19 protein-coding genes are annotated in these 18568 nt (G+C 42.5%); 8 read left to right on the top strand and 11 right to left on the bottom strand.

The features are described 5' to 3' along the window. Positions 1–108: 108 nt before the first annotated feature. The 3 genes from ACED28_RS10630 to ACED28_RS10620 all read right to left on the bottom strand — a co-directional run bounded on the left by ACED28_RS10630 (position 109) and on the right by ACED28_RS10620 (position 2755). The gene (locus tag ACED28_RS10630; RefSeq protein ID WP_371709819.1) at positions 109–1059 is read right to left on the bottom strand and encodes a biotin-dependent carboxyltransferase family protein; all 951 of its coding nucleotides are present in this window, start codon (positions 1057–1059) and stop codon (positions 109–111) included. Next, positions 1052–1819: an allophanate hydrolase subunit 1 gene (locus tag ACED28_RS10625; RefSeq protein WP_371709818.1), complete on the bottom strand. Its 768-nt coding sequence runs from the start codon at positions 1817–1819 to the stop codon at positions 1052–1054. Before ACED28_RS10625 ends, ACED28_RS10630 begins: the two co-directional genes overlap by 8 nt. A 192-nt stretch (positions 1820–2011) precedes the next feature. Beyond that, a complete protein-coding gene (locus ACED28_RS10620) occupies positions 2012–2755 on the bottom strand; it encodes a 5-oxoprolinase subunit PxpA (RefSeq protein WP_371709817.1) in 744 nt (247 codons plus the stop codon). A gap of 460 nt (positions 2756–3215) precedes the next feature. Between ACED28_RS10620 and galE the strand changes: the two genes are divergently transcribed. Then, complete coding sequence (gene galE / locus ACED28_RS10615) at positions 3216–4229, top strand: UDP-glucose 4-epimerase GalE (RefSeq protein WP_371709816.1); 1014 nt, start codon at positions 3216–3218, stop codon at positions 4227–4229. A gap of 424 nt (positions 4230–4653) precedes the next feature. On the opposite strand, the gene ACED28_RS10610 is transcribed toward galE, so the two are convergent. Next, a complete protein-coding gene (locus tag ACED28_RS10610; protein WP_102250456.1) occupies positions 4654–6792 on the bottom strand; it encodes a TonB-dependent hemoglobin/transferrin/lactoferrin family receptor in 2139 nt (712 codons plus the stop codon). Positions 6793–7016: 224 nt separating this feature from the next. On the opposite strand from ACED28_RS10610, the gene ACED28_RS10605 reads away from it, so the two are divergent. Further along, positions 7017–7904, top strand: a complete 888-nt coding sequence (locus tag ACED28_RS10605) for a LysR family transcriptional regulator (protein WP_371709815.1) — start codon at positions 7017–7019, stop codon at positions 7902–7904. On the opposite strand, the gene ACED28_RS10600 is transcribed toward ACED28_RS10605, so the two are convergent. Continuing rightward, on the bottom strand, positions 7896–10577 hold the full coding sequence (locus tag ACED28_RS10600; protein ID WP_371709814.1) for a GNAT family N-acetyltransferase: 2682 nt from the start codon (positions 10575–10577) through the stop codon (positions 7896–7898). The two genes, ACED28_RS10605 and ACED28_RS10600, sit on opposite strands and share 9 nt — an antisense overlap. A 216-nt stretch (positions 10578–10793) precedes the next feature. Here ACED28_RS10600 and ACED28_RS10595 point away from each other — a divergent pair, with 216 nt between their 5' ends. Further along, on the top strand, positions 10794–11357 hold the full coding sequence (locus tag ACED28_RS10595) for an SPOR domain-containing protein (protein ID WP_102250454.1): 564 nt from the start codon (positions 10794–10796) through the stop codon (positions 11355–11357). 179 nt (positions 11358–11536) lie between these two features. Further along, complete coding sequence (locus ACED28_RS10590; protein WP_102250453.1) at positions 11537–12532, top strand: D-alanine--D-alanine ligase; 996 nt, start codon at positions 11537–11539, stop codon at positions 12530–12532. A 200-nt stretch (positions 12533–12732) separates the two neighbouring features. Here the strand turns inward: ACED28_RS10590 and ACED28_RS10585 are convergent, their stop codons facing one another. Beyond that, complete coding sequence (locus tag ACED28_RS10585; RefSeq protein WP_065679023.1) at positions 12733–13701, bottom strand: tyrosine-type recombinase/integrase; 969 nt, start codon at positions 13699–13701, stop codon at positions 12733–12735. 100 nt (positions 13702–13801) lie between these two features. Here ACED28_RS10585 and ACED28_RS10580 point away from each other — a divergent pair, with 100 nt between their 5' ends. Beyond that, entirely contained in the window at positions 13802–14173 is a 372-nt protein-coding gene (locus ACED28_RS10580; protein WP_371709813.1) for a DUF3319 domain-containing protein, read from the top strand. 4 nt (positions 14174–14177) lie between these two features. Continuing rightward, entirely contained in the window at positions 14178–14489 is a 312-nt protein-coding gene (gene yciH, locus ACED28_RS10575) for a stress response translation initiation inhibitor YciH (RefSeq protein WP_009845368.1), read from the top strand. A 395-nt stretch (positions 14490–14884) separates the two neighbouring features. Here the strand turns inward: yciH and ACED28_RS10570 are convergent, their stop codons facing one another. The 5 genes from ACED28_RS10570 to ACED28_RS10550 form a co-directional block, all read right to left on the bottom strand. Continuing rightward, a complete protein-coding gene (locus ACED28_RS10570) occupies positions 14885–15091 on the bottom strand; it encodes a hypothetical protein (protein WP_122047589.1) in 207 nt (68 codons plus the stop codon). A gap of 202 nt (positions 15092–15293) precedes the next feature. Next, positions 15294–15965 (bottom strand): gcrA cell cycle regulator family protein, encoded by a 672-nt coding sequence (locus ACED28_RS10565; RefSeq protein ID WP_371709812.1) that lies wholly within the window; start codon positions 15963–15965, stop codon positions 15294–15296. A gap of 110 nt (positions 15966–16075) precedes the next feature. Next, entirely contained in the window at positions 16076–16426 is a 351-nt protein-coding gene (locus ACED28_RS10560; RefSeq protein ID WP_371709811.1) for a DUF1293 family protein, read from the bottom strand. A 2-nt stretch (positions 16427–16428) separates the two neighbouring features. Beyond that, positions 16429–17466, bottom strand: a complete 1038-nt coding sequence (locus ACED28_RS10555) for a replication initiation factor domain-containing protein (RefSeq protein ID WP_371709810.1) — start codon at positions 17464–17466, stop codon at positions 16429–16431. Positions 17467–17708: 242 nt separating this feature from the next. After that, complete coding sequence (locus ACED28_RS10550; RefSeq protein WP_258957340.1) at positions 17709–17927, bottom strand: hypothetical protein; 219 nt, start codon at positions 17925–17927, stop codon at positions 17709–17711. A gap of 81 nt (positions 17928–18008) precedes the next feature. Here ACED28_RS10550 and ACED28_RS10545 point away from each other — a divergent pair, with 81 nt between their 5' ends. Then, complete coding sequence (locus tag ACED28_RS10545; RefSeq protein ID WP_371709809.1) at positions 18009–18143, top strand: helix-turn-helix transcriptional regulator; 135 nt, start codon at positions 18009–18011, stop codon at positions 18141–18143. A 32-nt stretch (positions 18144–18175) separates the two neighbouring features. Further along, positions 18176–18568 (top strand): transposase (locus tag ACED28_RS10540; protein WP_371709808.1); only part of this gene is annotated, 393 nt, incomplete at its 3' end.

Genomic DNA, 18568 nt, shown 5'->3' with positions numbered 1-18568 from the left:
CCTGCTTGTATCTTGTCAATTGCCTGAACTACATCTTCCAAACGAAACCTTCCTGGCTAAAGATTTCAAGATTCTTTGCAATAGAGTTACTTAGCTACAGAGCAAAAACTAATAGCCGAAAAATTGAGCCCACTGGCACCACACATCTTGTAATCCTAAGCGATCACCCTTACTAAACGAGACTTCATGTCCAGGTTTGGCTTGTGCTAAGCGCGGTAAATCGACTCTGGCGACACATCCAATCTTCGGATAGCCACCAATAGTCTGTCTGTCATTAAGCAACACAATAGGTTGCCCATCTTGGGGGATTTGAATCGCACCTAAGGCAATGCCTTCTGACAATAGCGAAATGTCAGGCGAGTCCACGGGGTCGCCACTGAGTCGATAACCCATGCGATTAGAATTTTGGTCAACATGATACTGTGCGTTATACAAAGTCGCTTTTGCTGACTCTGAGAACAGCTCGCTTTGATAGCCTTCAATCACTCGCAGGTTCACTGGTAGGTTGTAATTAGGCGTGTATCGGAAGGTGACACTCAACGCTTTAAACGGGCGAGAGAGTTGGTGTTGGGTAAAAGTAATTTGTTGCCCTTGCTGGCATGGCTCTCCATCTTGCGTTAATCCACCAATCTTTTCACGAGTCACCGTAGAACAGCTATGAAGAGTTGATGGAACATCGAAGCCACCCTTAACGGCTAAATACGCCCTTAGTCCATTTTTAGGTAAACCAAATGAGAGAACTTGCCCTGCGAAAGCTTGAAAAGTACGCCAGTTCGACTGTGGTTTGCCATCGAGCTTCGCTTGTAAATCGCCACCACATAATGCCATCTCACAATCAAAATCGATTAGTAACGCACATTGCCCAAGCGTGATTTCCAACGCAGCTTGGTTTACTGGGTTTCCGAGCAGGTGATTGGCCCAGCTATACGAGTAATCATCAACAGGGCCGCCTTGTGTCAATCCGAGATGAGCGACACCAAATCGTCCGAAGTCTTGAATCAAACTCAACGGGCCGGGCTTAATGACTGTCAGCGTTGGTTTGGCTTTTGACTTAACCATTAGCGACACCTCCACTAATATCCATAAAACTAAGCTCAACAAATTCTTGTTTTGAAATCGCGATGAAACGGACCGTATCACCGACATTAAGCAGAGACAGCGGCGTTTGCGTGGTATCAGCGTTCTTTAATTGGCTGTGATCAAACAGTGCGAGTGGGCAATTGCCAATAATATTCCAACCGCCCGGTGAGTCCGAAGGATACACCGCCGTTTTCGTATCCGCGATGGCGATACTGCCTTTCGGCACACTTAAGCGTGGGGTTGAATGACGAGGCAAAGCAAGCTCGTTGACTACATCAGACATAAACGCAAAGCCAGGCGTAAACCCAATGGCACTGACGCTGTAAGTCTGTGAGGTGTGATGTTGAATGATCTCATCTAGCGACATGCCTTTGGCTTGATATCGGTCTAAGTCGAGTGCTGTTTCTGGTGAGTAATAAGCGGGAAGCTCGATAGTGTTACGCGTTTTACTAACACTAGAGAAGGACGAAATAGCATGACTCAACAAAGAGTTGAGTTGTTCCATGAGCTGATGTTCTGAAATTCTATAAGGTAAGTAATCGACCAATATTGTTTGGTAAGCCGGTGTCACATTCATCAATACAGATGCTAAGTGTTGACGAATAGCATCGGAAAAATGAGCCATGTACTGCGCATATTCGGCGCTAGATTGATTATTTGAAGGCGATAGCGTCAAGGTCACCAAAACGCTGCATTCCGCGACTGGCGCTATATTGAATTCAATTTGATTCGTCGTCATTTCGTTTCCATACTTTTACTTGCCTTTGATTTACTTAGTGTCTTTCATTTGCTTATTTGCTTATTTGCTTATTTGGCGTTTCTAACTTCCGTGTCCAAACCAATACAAAGCAATTAGACCTTACGAGCAATTGGTTAGGTGCTCGTAAGGCGAGCGATAAGGCCATGCGTCATACCAATCACACGCTTCATATTAGTTAAAAGCGTTGAGGTCTTGTCTGATTTTTCTAATTAATGCGATGGATTGGGGGTTATCACCATGAACACAAATGGTATCGGCTTCAATAGGCAGTCTTTCACCTTCAATGGTCGTGACTGAACCGTAGTTAATGATTTGCATGACTTGGTTGTAGATGTCGTCTTGGTTGACGTAAACCGAGCCTTTTTGAGTTCGCGGCGATAACTGCCCATTATTCAAGTATGCACGGTCGGCAAACGCTTCAAACAAGAGGGGTAAGTCATGATCGTCAGCAATATCTAGATACTGTTGATTGTCTGATGAAGAGAGAATCATCAAGGGGATGTTAAATTCAGCGACGGCTTGGGCAACGGCATTAAACACATCAATGTTCGCCATCATATCGTTGTAAAGGGCGCCATGAGGTTTCACATAGCCAACAGAGGTGTGGTGATAGCGGCACAGCGCTTGTAGTGCACCGACTTGATAACAAACTAGCTCACTGATCTCGTCCATGGTATGAGGAATAGAACGGCGACCAAACCCAACTAAATCTTGATAACCAGGGTGGGCACCAATTTGGGTGTGATAGTACTGCGCCAGTTTTATGGTCTTAGACATAACGTGCGGATCAGACGCGTGAAAGCCACAAGCGATGTTTGCCATATCGACCCATTCCATGACCGACTCGTCATCGCCCATCTTCCAATTGCCGAAACTTTCTCCCATGTCGCAATTAAGCGAAATCTTCGTTGTCACGTGGTGCTAACCCTTTACGTTGAGGTGAGTAATGACGGTCTTATAAATACCATAAATAAACAGTGACCTAACTCAAATTTTCGACACCAAGAACTGCATTTACTATGAGGTCACGGCATGTATCAAACCCGCTAAAGAATGGATTGTGAAAAATGCTTCCTTTCATCAATGACGTATAGAAACTATGGTTAAAGATAATTGAAAAACAAGTGTTCGACAAACAGCGCTTCATCTATTTTGTTTCCGGTTTAGGGAGCAAACGTAAGGTGATGAATCATATGGCGACATTGATGTAATTCTGAAGGTTGGCGCTGAGGTGTACGTCTAAGTGAAATTCAAGGTAAAGGTCAGTTTTCGTTCTCTCGTGCGGTGTATCTGCCATAGGCGTTTGTGACTCAACCCTAAGCTGTTGTATCATAAGAGGTAGGTTGAGTGTTTTTAATTAAAAGGTCCGCTAAACATGAATGTTTTAGTTACAGGTGGCATGGGCTACATTGGTAGCCACACAAGTATCCAGATGATTAACGCAGGTATGACACCTGTGCTTTTCGATAACTTATACAACAGTAAACCAAGCGTTTTAGAACGTATCGAAAAAGTATCTGGCGTTCGTCCTGATTTCATTGAAGGTGATATTCGTGATAAAGCACTTTTAACTGAAACTATGAAGCAACACAATATTGAAGCTGTTATTCATTTTGCGGGCCTGAAAGCGGTTGGCGAATCTGTTGCCAAACCTCTCGAATACTACGACAACAATGTAAATGGCACGTTAGTCCTTGTCGATGCAATGCGTGACGCTGGCGTAAAAACCTTAGTATTCAGCTCTTCAGCAACGGTTTATGGCGATCCTGCTAGTGTTCCTATTACAGAAGATTTTCCCACAAGCGCAACCAATCCTTACGGTCGTAGCAAGCTCATGGTTGAAGAGTGCTTAACTGACTTCCAAAAGGCTAACCCCGATTGGAGCATTACGTTATTACGTTACTTTAACCCCGTAGGTTCACACCCAAGTGGTGAACTCGGTGAAGACCCAAGTGGTATTCCAAACAACCTAATGCCATTTGTATCTCAAGTTGCAGTTGGCCGACGTGAATTCCTATCTGTATTTGGTAGTGACTACCCAACAAAGGATGGCACTGGTGTTCGTGATTACATCCACGTCATGGATCTGTCTGATGGACACATTGCGGCACTTGAGAAAGTAGGGCGTAAAGACGGTCTTCACATCTATAACCTGGGTACTGGCAACGGTTCAAGTGTATTAGATATGGTTAAAGCCTTCGAGAAAGCGAGCGGTCAAGCGATACCTTATAAACTCGTTGAGCGTCGTCCAGGTGATATCGCGGAGTGTTGGGCCGACCCAGCGAAAGCTCAGAAAGAACTGGGGTGGAATGCGACACGCACACTGGCTGAAATGACTGAAGACACATGGCGCTGGCAATCAACAAATCCTGATGGTTTCCCTGGTTGATTGAGTGATTTCATGAATGGTTAACGTACAAAAAGATGCTCTAGGGCATCTTTTTTGATCTAAATCGAATAAAAAGTGATTTGGTGGTTAAAAAGTATCATTCTGTATCGGTTGTTGTTATCATGCTCGCGAATTATATGTTTAATGTTAATTTTCTTTGGAGTTAATCATGGAACTAGGCCTAATCATCACTTTTATCATTGCTGCAGCAGTAATGGTAAAGAAAGAAATGGCAGAGAAATAATTTCACTTTACCCCTTTTTTATACAACTTTTAGTGAAATCACAAAAGCCAGCTTATCGTAAGCTGGCTTTTTAGTTTCTACAGTATTTTTTTGTATGGCTTTATTCTGGAACGACCTAGATCTTTAATGACCTAGGCCTTTAATAAACTTAGCTCTACAACGAACTAGATTTCTAACCAGTTAGAACTCGTAGTTTGCAGATATACCCCAGTTACGACCCGGTTGAGACTTAATATCGGTGTTGAACTTAGAATCGTGCCCACGGCCTGACATGTCATTGTACAGCCAATATTTTTTGTCTAATGCGTTGAATAGACCCGCTCGCAAGGTTAAATCCGTGACAGGGCGGTAATAAGCAGTCAAATCAACAACTGTGTATCCAGCCACGTTTACGTTGTCATCGGAGTTCCACTCATCTTTCGCAGCAACCATCTTAACATTTAAAGCTGATCCAAAAGTCTCGCGCTCGATTCCAAGACCTAGCGTACCCGTTAGTGGTGCTACTGAATCAATGGATTTACCTGTAGATTTATCTTCACCATCAGCATAAGCCACAGCTAAACGAGTGTAGGTACCAAATGGTGCGTCTAACAGGGTGTCAAGATTAATCGTTGACGAAAGCTCTGCACCATAGATAGTCACTTTATCTAAGTTCTCTTTGGTGTATACGTCTTTACCGCCTTGTTTACCTGACTTCGTCTGGTTAATGAAATCAGAGTAATCTGTGTAGAAAGTGCTTAGTTCAAAGCGAGCATGTTCATTATTGCCACGAAGGCCAAGCTCGTAAGAGATACTTCTTTCCGCTTTCAAGTTAGGGTTAGCTTCAATGATGGCACCTCGAGTGTAGAAGTAGTAGAGGTCGTAAACTGAAGGTGCTTTAAACCCTTGCCCAACTTGACCAAATACCGATAGGTTGTCATTGATGTGGTAAACTGAACCTAGCTTAGCTGTGACGGCGTCATCTTTATTCTTCTCATATTGAGTCTTGTAGCCTTCATCCGTTGATGGGTCAGCAACAAATGAGTCATAACGAAGACCGCCAGTTACAATCAACTTGTCTTCCATGAAAAATGCTTGGTCTTGAACAAACACACCCCATTGCGTTATTTCTGCATCAGGAATACCAGTGCTACCCGGTGTAACAGTGCCTCGGTCAAACTTATGGTCGTAGTTTTCTAGTTCAAAGTCATTCTGCAGGTATGTGAAACCATATGTGAATTCGTGATCCGCACCATCAATATTCACTAACTTAGAAAGCTGCGTATCAAGCTGCATGTTTACATCTGATGCATCACGCTCACGAAGTCGGCGTCCGTTGAAGCGAGTTGTATCGTAGTTTTTATTCAGAGAACTTGAGTCTTGGTAACTTAGAGACCAGTCTAAAGAGTCAGCAATTGAAGAGCTTAGTTTAAGCTGTTGTTCCAATGTTGCACGAAAACGTTTGTTGGTGTCTTTGTTGTAATTATCAGTATATACAAAGCCCGGCATAAGCTGATAGCCATTGTAGTTTAGCTCATCTTCATCATATTGACGTTGGTAATGCTCAACCGTAATTCCAACCTTATTTGAATCTGATACATTGTAGAATGCTTTGGCTAGGATATTACTTAATTCCGTATCTGCTGGGTTCTCTGCACCACGATCTGGACCTTGAACTTCGCTTCCTGATGAATGAGTTTCTGTCTCGTGGCCTTGAGCGTATGTCGCCATAACGATCGTTTCTAACTTATCTTTACGCATCGCCCAAGAAACTGTGTTCTTGAACTGTTCATCTGCAGATGTATAGGTAGATTTAATACCAAAACGGTTTTCATCCCCGTCAGTTCTAAGCATATCCTCTGGATTTTTTGTTCTTAGCAGTACTGCACCACCAATGGCATCTGAACCGTAAAGCGTAGAAGCAGGGCCTTTATTCACCTCTATGACACTTAATGTATCGACTTCGATCGCATTCGAATATTTACGTTGCTCAGAAGCGCCAGGGTTATATGGTGTAGGTTGTTGAACTCCATCTACCATAAGTTTAACGCGATCACCTTCAACACCGCGGATGTTAAAGCCTGAAATACCAAAACGGCCACCGCCTTGAGCTTCTACTCCTGGCGTGTATTGAAGAGCTTGCTTTATGTCGCTAGACATTTGATTATCTATGTCTTTTGCAGAGACAGACTCAATTGAGCTTGAAACGTCTTCTTTGTTTTGTTCGGTACGCGTTGCTGATACAACAACCTCGTCAAATAGGGCATAATCTTCAGCAAAGGCTGATGTTGATGAAAGCGCTAAAACGATTGAAGCAGAGAGTAGGGATTGCTTATACATCTGATAGTTACCTTAGTTCCATAATATCATCTTGATTTGCGAAAGATGATATTGGATCTAAATGATAATTACTATTATTTGCATTTAAATAATTTTCAATATTATCAACTAATTCATTGTTAGCGTTATTAAACACATGTATTAAAAAGAGTTTTTCAGTTCCATTCACCATGTGAATGCTTCTCTTTTTGTGATTTAGATCTCACTTACAAAGTAGGAAAGTTATGCATAGCCCAATAACACTTGAAGCCTTACACATATTAGATGCCATTGATCGTCGTGGAAGCTTTGCGGCAGCGGCTAATGAAATGGACCGAGCACCTTCTTCATTGAGTTATCAAATCCAGAAGCTAGAACAAGACTTAGATATTATGATTTTTGATCGCTCAGGCCACCGTGCAAATTTCACGGAAGCGGGGCAGTTAATATTAGAGCAAGGAAGGATCATTCTTGGTGCCACTGAACAGCTCGTTAATGACGCGAGTATTCTTGCTAATGGCTGGGAGTTGGATTTAACGATTGCCTTTGATGGCATTATTCCGATTGCTAATTTCTTCCCATTAGTCGATGAACTCGGAAAAATAAGTAAAACTAGGGTTCGATTACAAGAAGAGATTCTAGCTGGATGTTGGGAATCTCTTTCAGACGGCCGAGCTGATTTATTGGTGTGCCCAAAGGTTGACACCATACCAAACGATATGAAAAGTGACATTATCGGTAAGATGGAAATGGTATGGGTTGCAGCATCGAATCACTATGTTCATAAGCGATCTGGTGATTTCGACCAAAAGGCGAGACAAAGTTACAGGGTTATCGCAATTGCAGATACAGCGCGTGACCAACCTGCATTAAGCATCAATATTCTAGAAAAGCAGCCACGTTTAACCGTAACAAGCTTCCCAGCCAAGGTAGAGGCTCTAACTGCAGGGTTAGGGATCGGCACCTTACCGAATAGTGTAGCTAAACCTTTGATTGAATCTGGCGTTCTACAACAAATTTCGGGTACCGAACCACAGCCTATCGACATCGTAATGGCTTGGCGACGTAACAAAATGGGCGACGCCAAGTCTTGGTGTATTCAACACCTAAAAAAAACATGGGCGTTAAAGTAACGGCAACACCATATCTGCAGTGCCGTCTTCAAAACTGATATCTAGCTCAAAGCCCAGCTTCTGGGCTAGTGTCAGCATCCCTCGGTTGGTCGGCATCGTCATGCCCGACATCTGCTTGGTCTGCTTTGTACGACAGTAGTCAATAACCTTAGTCATCAAAATGCGGCCTAATCCGACGCCTTTCAGATCGGAACGTATCAGAATAGCGAACTCTGCATCGGTGTTCTCTGGGTTAATCAACGCTCTCGATACGCCAATAATCGCGGGTACGCCTTGTTCCTTTCGAACGACCACAAATGCAATTTCTCTATCAAAGTCAATCTGAGTAAAGTTAGCCAACGCCTCATGATTGAATTCACCCACATCACTAAAGAAACGCTTGTAAAGGTCTTCTTTGGATACACGATGAATAAAATCAGCATGAAGCGGCTCGTCTTCAGGAAGGATCGGGCGTAACAACACCTCAGTGCCGTCCTTAAGTACGATATTCTCTTCCAATTCGACTGGATAAGGGCGAATCGCAAGACGTTCTTGAGGATCGCCTTGATATGCTTTCAAGATGATATCGGCATCTAATATCGTGAACTTGTCACCATTGGCCAGTACTGGATGGATATCCAAATCATGTATTTCAGGGCAATCGACCACCATTTGAGATATACGAACCAGCAACTCAGAGAGGCCTTCAATGTCGATCGGGTTAGGTAATTTCTGTAGGCGAATCTTGCCGCTCTTTATCGCTCGAATGATCAAGTAACGAGCCAGCGTCATATTCAGCGGTGGGAAAGCTGCAGCGGCATCAATCGATTCGTCCCACTCAGAGCCCCCTTGGCCAAGCAAAATGATAGGACCAAAGGTTTCGTCCGTTGTCACTTTTACACGTAGCTCCTGCCCGCCGGCGAGTTTGGCCATTCCTTGAATTAACAAGCCATGAATATGCGCAGTAGGGAACGACAGTTGAGAGCGATCGAGAATCGCCTGAGCCGCATTGGCGACTTCATTGCTGTTTCTTAAATTAAGCATGACTCCTTGCACGTCCGACTTATGTGCAATGTCTGGCGAACGTAGTTTAACTGCGACTGGGTAACCAATCGTTTCGGCAATATGTACCGCTTCACTTGGGTCAGAAGCTATCCAAGTTGGTAATACATCTAGGTTGAAGTGCTTGAAAAATTGGCTATTTTGATGCGTATCAAGGCTGACTGTATCTTTATCCAGTAGTTGTCGTTCTATCCAATTTTTTGCATCTGCTAGATCTTCAATATGGACTTTTTCTGCCGTGGTTGGCGTTTCCATTAACTGACGCTGGTTACGCCTGTACTCGACCAAGTGCATGAATGCGACCACTGAACTTTCAGGTGTTCGATAGGTTGGGAAACCCGCTTCGGTAAACAACTTTCGTGCTGGCTTTGCTGTTAGCTCACCAGACCAATTCGTTAGAATGTTAAATCGCTTGTGGCGAGGATGCTTTTTAATGGCTTCAATAATTCGTTCAGCTGTTTTAGCTGAATGTGCGATCGCAGAAGGGCTGTGCATGATAAGAATCGCATCCGCTTCATCACCATCTAACAAGATGTTTATCGTATCGATATAACGTTGCTCACCGGCGTCACCAACAATATCGATTGGATTACTCTGAGACCAACTCAATGGCAAAACCTTATTGAGTTTCTCTAGCGTATCTTCAGAAAACTCGGCAAGTTTACCACCACGGTCAAAAAGGGTATCCACCGCCATGATCGCTGGGCTGCCCCCATTGGTCACAATAGCCAAGCGCTCTCCACGTAGTGGTACTGAATGAGTCAGAGTCTCTACCGCTGCAAACAGTTCATGTAAGTTCTTAACTCGCAACATTCCGCTGCGTCGGATCGCTGAGTCATAGATAATATCTAACGTATCGGCACCGCCAGTATGTAGCATGGCCGCCGCCCGGCCTTTAGCGGTTCGCCCGCCTTTTAACACTAGAATTCGTCTATTACGTGACGCAGCACGGGCAGCAGAGATAAAGCGCCTCGCATCTTTAATACTATCAACATAAAGCAATATTGCTTCGGTGTGAGAGTCGGTACTCAGATAATCCAACAGCTCCGAGAATTCTATGTCACTGCCATTACCTATCGAGATAAACGCCGAGAAGCCGATCTCTTTATCGTTAGCCCAATCTAGAATCGTTGTACACACTGCAGCGGATTGAGAAACAAAGGCGATTTTACCTGGCAGCGCCGTCACCGGAGAAAAAGAGGCATTCAAATTTAACCACGGGACAATAACTCCCAAGCTATTGGAACCAAGTACCCGAATATTGTTTGCCTTGGCTATTGCAATACATCTCTCATCAAATGTTCCACCGCTATTACTTTGCTGTTGCATGTCGGAGGAGAGCACAATAACGGAAGCGATGCCTTTCTCGGCCAACTCTTCAAAAATAGCCACATTGCGTGTCGCATTAGTGCACAAAATAGCAAGGTCAGGCACGATAGGCAGCGATAAGATGTTTTTGTAAGAGAGGACGCCCGCGACAGAATCGTATTTTGGTGTTACCGGCATCACCGCACCTTTAAAATCCCCGTGCAACAAATTGTTCATGACGATATATCCTGCACGCGTTTCTTGTTGAGATGCACCAACAACAGCGATTGAACGGGGTTTAAGTAGGGGATCAAGATGATTCATAGACATATCCTAGCAATGCACGTAAGTTCATCGTAACTTACTTTTCATTCACGGGTTGATGGCAAATTCACCGAATTAAGATGAATAAGCAGACACTGCATAAAGTTTGTGAAATAGGTCACCCACTAATGGTGTATAATCTCAAAGTTAACTTGATTCTAAACCGACGTATCGGCATGATTTATAGTAATTATTATTAAGGATATAGAGCTTTCCATGAAAAAACTTGCAATTGTGACTTTGCCACTGCTCTTGGCTGCATGTGTATCTGACAACTACGTGACCAATGTAACGTCAGATAGCTATCAAGAAGAGTTCAAAACGGCTAAAGTTGAAGCTCCAGTTGTATCTCAATCTGAGCAGACTGCTGTTGTTGAAGAGAACGTGGCCAACGTTGTCAGAACCACACCTGTAGAACAAAAAATCACTCACACGACTAGAGCTAAGCCGGTTGCAACAATTACAGCTCCAACCAAGAAGCAACAAGACATGAACCAACGCTTTGGTTACACAGTTCAAGTTGTTGCTGTTGGCAGCCAAGCCAAAGTCGATTCTTTTGTAAAAATGCTACCAACCACTTCCCAGCCAATTTGGGAAAACTACAAAATGGTTAACGGCACGAAGTGGTTCACTGTACTTTACGGTGACTACGCGACACGCTTAGACGCTAAAAAGGCGATTTCCTCTTTGCCGAGCAGTTTTCAAAACTTAAAGCCATTCGTTAAGAGCATTGATGATATCAAGAATTCTGAATACCCAACGCTTAACAAGTTAAACTAAGTTTTAAATCATAAAGAAGGAGCAAATGCTCCTTCTTTTGTTTTATGACGGTTAGTTTTGTTTAATAGTTAATCGCTCACTCCTTAGATGACAATTTTAGCATTCAAAACACTGTACCTATTTCGACTTTTGTTTATCATTGAAGTCAGTATTCCTAGTTTCAAGGACCGAATTTACCCATGAACACCACAAACATCCTTCTACTTTGCGGCGGTGGATCTTCAGAGCATGAAGTGTCAATCGTTTCAGCCAATTACCTTTTTGAACAACTTAATAGCGTTGCAGATTTTAACGTTGTGAGAGTTGAAATTAAAAACGAAGGCTGGTGTCTTGATTCGGGTGAGTTGGTTTATCTTGATATTAACGATCAAACCTTACGTGGCGACAACTTAGAATCTAAAGTCGATTTCATTGTTCCTTGTATTCATGGTTTCCCGGGCGAAACAGGTGACATTCAATCACTGTTTGAAATGGCTAAGATTCCGTACCTAGGTTGTGGTTCTGAAGCAAGCAACAACAGCTTCAATAAAATCACATCAAAACTTTGGTACGACGCTCTGGGTATCCCAAATACGCCTTATCTGTTCTTATCCGACAACACTGAACAAGCTCATGCACAGGCGACACAAGCCTTTGAAAGTTGGGGGGAAGTGTTCGTCAAAGCGGCTCGTCAGGGATCTTCTGTTGGCTGTTACCAAGTCAATCAAGTAGAAGAATTAAGTGAAGCAATCAACAAAGCATTTACCTTCTCTGATCAAGTGCTTATTGAGAAATCCGTGGTGCCAAGAGAACTAGAAGTTGCCGCTTATGAAATCGATGGCGAGCTACAGATAAGCAAGCCAGGCGAGGTGATTGCACCTAATGGCGCATTTTACTCTTACGAAGAGAAGTACAGTGCAGACAGCCACTCAATTACTGAAGTTGAAGCAACTAACTTAACCGATGAACAGCGTGAATTGATTGCAGATAGCGCCCGCAAGGTATTCACGCAGATGAAGCTTCGTCACTTGTCTCGTATCGATTTCTTCTTAACACAAGACAATGAGATCTACCTGAACGAAGTGAATACCTTCCCAGGTATGACGCCAATTTCCATGTTCCCAAAAATGGTTGAACATGACGGCCACAAATTCAGCCAGTTCTTAGAGAACTGCGTGAGAACAAGCATTTCTTAGTTCACCCAAAATATCTTAGCCGTTTTATATAACTCATTAGATAACAAATAGCGCCTTGAGCTTATCTGCCAAGGCGCTATTTGTTTTCAAGTCGGAAGCTTTTGGTTTTTAAAGTCAGTTGATTGACTAAGCCGTTTATTAACAATCTGCCTATAAAAAAACCGTAGATAAACAAGCCGCCTCTTAACAAAGCCATCAGCTCATTGCCAAGGGATTAGTGCTTTAAACTTCATCTTCTCACTCTCAGAGGTACCCGAATAACCCACATATTGTGCAGGCATTGCAGGGCTGAGCCAACGACCAAAATCTTGGATTTCTCTCACCTTAAGGCCTTGTTTCGAAAGTTCTTGTGCGGCACCTACACGAATAGAGTTCCCGGAGAAATGGTGGTTGTCAGCCAATTGAAGTAAGTCACTTGCTCTTCTCAATATTCTGTAGATCGACGAATCATCTAAAGGTTGCAGACTGATATTTTCATGTTTATCTATCGCACGAAATACAGGCAACTCGTCTTGTGTTCCAGTAAACGAAAACCAACGCTCAAGTGCGGCGCTTGCTACTCGCGATAGCCTATACACTGAATTTTTTATTGTAATCTGGTACTCATTCTCAACGCTCTCCACATTATCCATCGACAACGCCTTTAGTTCAGATCGCTTTAAAGCACACTCGAACATCACATTATAAATCGCGATATCTCTGATCTCTTTTAAGCTCGATTTCTCATGAGAAAGTAACGTGTTTAACTCCGTGAGGTGTGCAGACGTCATGGCATTGGTTTGTTTAGCGTCGCCAGCCATTCGAGATTGCAAGTGGAGCAGGGTAAAACGAACTTGCCTATGCTTGATTGGGTTAGCAAAGCTCAACACAGTATGCAACAAGCTAAGTGTTGCAGTGTAACGTTTCAAAGACGCAAATTTTCTTTCACTGGATTCAGTCTCAAGAAAACGCCGAACAGCAGTGATGGATGCTGGAAGTGTGTTGATACGATTTTTAGTACAGAATACATGGTAGCGATTCCAATCACTGTAGATACCCAACAAGGAGTTTCGAGAGTACTGATATCCTGTTAACTCATCTATAATTTCAATTGTCGCGTGGCTGTTTAATTTTTCAACAAATGAATTAATTATCACAGAGTCCGATAAAATAGGGACTTTTTTTCTCAAATTACCGTACCTCAACAGGTGTTTTTGCCATATTATGCTTGATATCATTAGAAGTATACTTATGATTAACGTAATGAAAACAAAACGATGATCAATGGATATGGCAAATTCAGTTTACCGAGGCGTTCCTCTACAATCAGCGGATGCAAACAACACCGTTTGGCGTGCCAAGCTAAAAAACAACATTATTCAAGGCAATTTACCTGCTGTGAAAAAGAGTATTGATTGGTGGATTGATACTGCGACCCTTATTGACCCGAAAGAATTCACAGCGTTAAACAAGTCGAGAGCGTCTGGTGGTGGCTTAGCTGAAAACTTCCATGGTTACCAAATTAAAAATGATAGCGATGAGCCTAACGCTTGGTATTGCATGTTTAACGGGCGCCTAATTAAAGGTGGCAAGATTGCAATCCAGCGTCATATAGAGGCTTTCTTACTCGCAAAACAAAAAGCAGCACAGCAAAAGAAGTAAAATTATGAGCCTAGTATATTCAACTGAAACAGGTCGTATTAAACCTGAAGAAGAGAAAGTCCAGCGCCCTAAAGGTGATGGTATTGTTCGAATCCAAAAAGAAACCAAAGGCCGTAAAGGCAAAGGCGTTTCTATCGTAACAGGCTTAGACCTAGATGACGCACCATTAAAACTCATGGCTGCGGAACTCAAAAAAGTATGTGGCTGTGGCGGCTCAGTAAAAGATGGCAACATCGAGATTCAAGGCGACGCTCGTGACAAGCTCAAAGCGCATCTTGAAAAGAAAGGCTACAAAGTTAAATTTGCCGGCGGTTAAGCTCTAACTAATGCCGGGGGTAAAATCGAAGATTATTATCACTGGTTATTAGGTATTTTATGGTAAATAACCGCTATGGTTAAATACGCAGTAGAATTCAGAGAGTACAGATATGAAATAAAGGCAGGGCATCACATAAAGATACCTGCCTTATAAACACAGAAATCAATTTAACATAACGTACATAATACGCACTGAGAGGGCTTTCAGAAAGCCAGTAAAACTATAGCCACCTAGAACCACTCAACAAAGCCTAACCAAGCTTTAAAAGCGCTTAGCAATATGATGGGTTTCGTTTTTCTCTCGAGCTTTGAAACGCTTCGCTGCTTATCGCTCAACAAACTGAATCGACCCCTTAACATGATCACGTTCGCTTATCCCTGCGGGCTGAAATACTAAGCTGGCTCATAACCGTCAAAATCACCAGAGGCAAGCATTGAACGATAAAGCTCAGGCGTCAAATCAACAAGCTCAAGACTATCACCATACTCAGAAGATAATGTTGAATTCATATCTGACATAGACTTAAACGAGTACCAACCTTGACCAGGCGTAAACGTAGAAACCATATCAGCGGAAACCTCTTCATAATAAACTTTCATTTAAATCATGTCCTTACTTGGATATTTGCGACAGTCATCTTCAAGACCAATTTGCCAAAAATCATAACACCGTGGACATTGCTCTTCATAGAGGTAGATTTGATTGTCGGAAATGTATTCAGTACAAATGAAGTCAATATCACCACACTGAGGACAGCAATCGCGACGTTTAAAAGAATGAGTTCTATTTTGAATCTTCATGTTATACCGCCTTATAACCATGCGTAAGAGCCGAAGCTGTCACACCATCGCGACGGTTAAAGTGTCTATCAAGTGCTAAACATAAATCATCGAGGTGCATGGCCATCATCGGTGTTGATGGACCCTTTTTGTCATAGAAGATCACAACGGAGTCATCGACACGACTTTTTGAATCTGGGGAGTTACGCTCTAGAACAGATAGGCGTTTAACCATATCGTAAGGCATTAGGCGTCTAGGGATTGGAGGCTCAGCGCTATCTAACTTGGCACGCTTGAGCCCTAATTTATTCGCAAAATAACGAATAGAGGCAGGTTGACGACCTAGCTTTTTAGCCAACGTCTCAACATCGAGTATCCAATAGTTTTGTTTTAAATACTCAGTATCTTTTCTAGATAACTCCTTGAAGCGTTTAAGGTTTAGCTTGCGAATCTGGTTTTCTACTGACGGAAAAGTACGATCAAGCTTTTGAGCGATTGTAGAAAGGTTTTTCCCCTTAAAGAATAATTCTTCTAAATAACGAGACTCTTCAACAGTCCAACTCTTACTAACAGTCTTAGGTCGAGATTTTTGAACAATTTGAACTGAACTATCAGAAACTTGAGGTAAACGCACAAGTAAATCCGCAAAAGAACAATCTTGATTAACGTCTTGAGATAAAAATGAGCCGTCCATTATAGCCCCCTAGCCTTTATTTTAAGTATGAGAGACCCTAGCCCCCCAAATATAAATAAGCCGAAAACAGGGAGGCTAAAGCGATTAAATTAATTAGCTCTTGAGACAAATTATTGCTTTAAAGAGGAAGCGAAATGCTTTTTGATTTCATCATCAACAGGGATTAGTTTATTCACAATAGCCCCTGCTAATGGATCGTTTAAGTTCAAACCAAGTTCAACTTCATACTCACGACGAGGAACAAGAGCGCCCGTCTCCTCAAGCATTTCAGCATAAGCTCGGTCAATCATAAGTGGTGTGTCATACTTCTGATTCACATCACCTGACTCACCAAAAGTACGACGTTTATAGTTCTCAGTATCGACAATACGAAGAGGACGAGAAATATTTAATTGAGCCTGTTCACCACCAAAAGCAGTCCAAACAAAATCGATACCCAATACAAAAATACGTGTAGCCATAATTACTCCAAAGAATTTATTAATTTCTGATGCATAGAGGGATAAGACAAAACGGAATCATCACGAAGTAAAGACGTAACCACCCTTTCAAAATCTCCCTCATAAAGCTCAAGCAGTGAATTTACCAAGCGACCATATTGACGCTTAGCCCAGTACGAGGCCGAAAGCACATCACAAGCGACACGCTTACGCCCCTTAGATTTACTAACAACGGGTTTAACATCAGTAGAAACAATCGAAGCAGCATATTGATTCAAACCAATGAAATGACCGATAGGATTTAAAAGAACGTCAGTGGTATATTTCTTGAGTTCAACCTCAGAGCGATACCACGAAAAATTATCAGACTTGATATTACGTTCTAATTTTTTGTTATAGATACGCCAGTAAACAAGCGATTGACGAGAGCCGATATCACGTTCTTCACGAGTAAAAACCTTGTTACCAGAGGAATCATATTGAAACTCATCACCAATTTTCACTTTAGGACTAAAGCCTCGAGAGCGTTTAAAGCCACCAAGAAGCGCAGCACGTTCCGCGGCCTCACAAGTATGGACACCATCATAATCATCAAAAGCCAAATCAATTCGAGCTAAGTTTTTAACGCAAAGAACCGTAGAAAGCCAATGGTGCAAGAAGTGACAAGAACGACTAGAAAACAGGCACTTACAACCATGAGCAGGTATCTGAAAGTGAACGGTATCCCTATTCCCTCCTATCCCAACTTGACCACAATAATCATCACCAGAATCAGATGTGAGAACGAAAGAATCCTCATAAAACTGGAAGCCTTTACCACGAACAGAGCCATAGCTGAACCCTAAAACATATTGAATAAAGCGTCTTAAAGTCTCTTCAAGGTACTCAGTGTAAACCGACTGAAAATAACGATTGTAAGCTTCAACTTCTTCAAAAGTTTTAGCGGTATGAGCGTTAAAAACGGGTTCGTCAGGAAAGTGAATGCCGGAATAAGGCGCATCTTTTTTACAGTGACGAAAATCTGAAAGTTTCACAGTAAAGCTAAGGTAATCGACAATCACAGGTGATTGCTCGTAGTCCTCAATGAAAGTGAACTCTTCTGGTGAATGCTTTACGAACTCAGGTTGAAGACCTGATTTTGTAGGGCGATAAACATGTTTAGGGGAAACCTTATAAGGATGCTTACGCTTAAAAACATCAGGGGCATCAACTGAAACCTGATTAAGAAAGGCAGAGCCACAAACAGGACAACAAACCCTGAGAGATTCCTCGTAGATATGACCGCAATCAATACAAGCGCGACTCATAACTGAACCCCCATGATTGAAATACGCTCCTGATAAGTTGTATCTGTAATATCGATAAACTCGAACTCTAAGAACTCAGATTCACACCAAGACTGCAAATTACGGAAAGACTTGAACATATCCCACTCACCACAGACATAAACTGAGACGGATGAATCAGGCAAAATGTCGTAATAAATCGTTTCCATAGCAAACCCTGTCAAGTACATTTTCATATGCCTTAAACCTACAGGTTCGTAAATGTCAACACTATCCTGTATAAAACAAGGGGTATAATTAAATAAAGGTGTATTTATATGGATTTTAAAATGTTGAAAGATGTACTCAGAACAGCAAGAACAGAGCTGGGCTTAAAGCAAAACGAAGTAGCTCAAATGGTAGGAGTTACAACCCAAACATACCCCCTCTGGCAGGATAGTTGTCACTGTTAAAATTTAACCAGTTTGGGCGATAAAGAGTAATTGTGTCTCGTATCTCAGTAGAAAGAAAAGAAGCTATATTGAAGAAGCTGTTGCCTCCCTATTCGATGTCAGTTAAAGAAGTGTCGGAAGAGGAAGGAATTAGCACTGCGACCCTGTATCATTGGCGCCAGCAACTCAGACGTTCAGGAGCCGCCGTGCCAAATAGCAACACTTCATCAGAGCAGTGGTCTGCTCAAACTAAACTCGCCATTGTTGCCGAGACTTACTCGATGACCGAAAGTGAACTCAGCCAATATTGTCGTGAAAAAGGTCTTTTCCCTGAACAAATCCAAAGTTGGCGCAGCGAATGTATGCAAGGGTTTAAGTCGAGTAAAGAGCAGGAAGCTGAAGCAAAGAAGCAGGCTAAAGCTGACAAACTTGAAATCAAAGAGTTG

Source organism: Vibrio sp. 1F253 (genome assembly GCF_041439295.1).
Lineage (GTDB): Bacteria > Pseudomonadota > Gammaproteobacteria > Enterobacterales > Vibrionaceae > Vibrio > Vibrio tasmaniensis_A.
This window is presented reverse-complemented; position numbering and strand designations above follow the sequence as displayed.

Bases quoted from the DNA above. Each gene is read 5' to 3' on its own strand.
- ACED28_RS10630 (WP_371709819.1), bottom strand. From the start codon at position 1,059: ATGGTTAAGTCAAAAGCCAAACCAACGCTGACAGTCATTAAGCCCGGC.
- ACED28_RS10625 (WP_371709818.1), bottom strand. From the start codon at position 1,819: ATGACGACGAATCAAATTGAATTCAATATAGCGCCAGTCGCGGAATGC.
- galE (WP_371709816.1), top strand. From the start codon at position 3,216: ATGAATGTTTTAGTTACAGGTGGCATGGGCTACATTGGTAGCCACACA.
- ACED28_RS10610 (WP_102250456.1), bottom strand. From the start codon at position 6,792: ATGTATAAGCAATCCCTACTCTCTGCTTCAATCGTTTTAGCGCTTTCA.
- ACED28_RS10605 (WP_371709815.1), top strand. From the start codon at position 7,017: ATGCATAGCCCAATAACACTTGAAGCCTTACACATATTAGATGCCATT.
- ACED28_RS10600 (WP_371709814.1), bottom strand. From the start codon at position 10,577: ATGAATCATCTTGATCCCCTACTTAAACCCCGTTCAATCGCTGTTGTT.
- ACED28_RS10595 (WP_102250454.1), top strand. From the start codon at position 10,794: ATGAAAAAACTTGCAATTGTGACTTTGCCACTGCTCTTGGCTGCATGT.
- ACED28_RS10590 (WP_102250453.1), top strand. From the start codon at position 11,537: ATGAACACCACAAACATCCTTCTACTTTGCGGCGGTGGATCTTCAGAG.
- ACED28_RS10580 (WP_371709813.1), top strand. From the start codon at position 13,802: ATGGCAAATTCAGTTTACCGAGGCGTTCCTCTACAATCAGCGGATGCA.
- yciH (WP_009845368.1), top strand. From the start codon at position 14,178: ATGAGCCTAGTATATTCAACTGAAACAGGTCGTATTAAACCTGAAGAA.
- ACED28_RS10570 (WP_122047589.1), bottom strand. From the start codon at position 15,091: ATGAAAGTTTATTATGAAGAGGTTTCCGCTGATATGGTTTCTACGTTT.
- ACED28_RS10565 (WP_371709812.1), bottom strand. From the start codon at position 15,965: ATGGACGGCTCATTTTTATCTCAAGACGTTAATCAAGATTGTTCTTTT.
- ACED28_RS10560 (WP_371709811.1), bottom strand. From the start codon at position 16,426: ATGGCTACACGTATTTTTGTATTGGGTATCGATTTTGTTTGGACTGCT.
- ACED28_RS10550 (WP_258957340.1), bottom strand. From the start codon at position 17,927: ATGAAAATGTACTTGACAGGGTTTGCTATGGAAACGATTTATTACGAC.
- ACED28_RS10545 (WP_371709809.1), top strand. From the start codon at position 18,009: ATGGATTTTAAAATGTTGAAAGATGTACTCAGAACAGCAAGAACAGAG.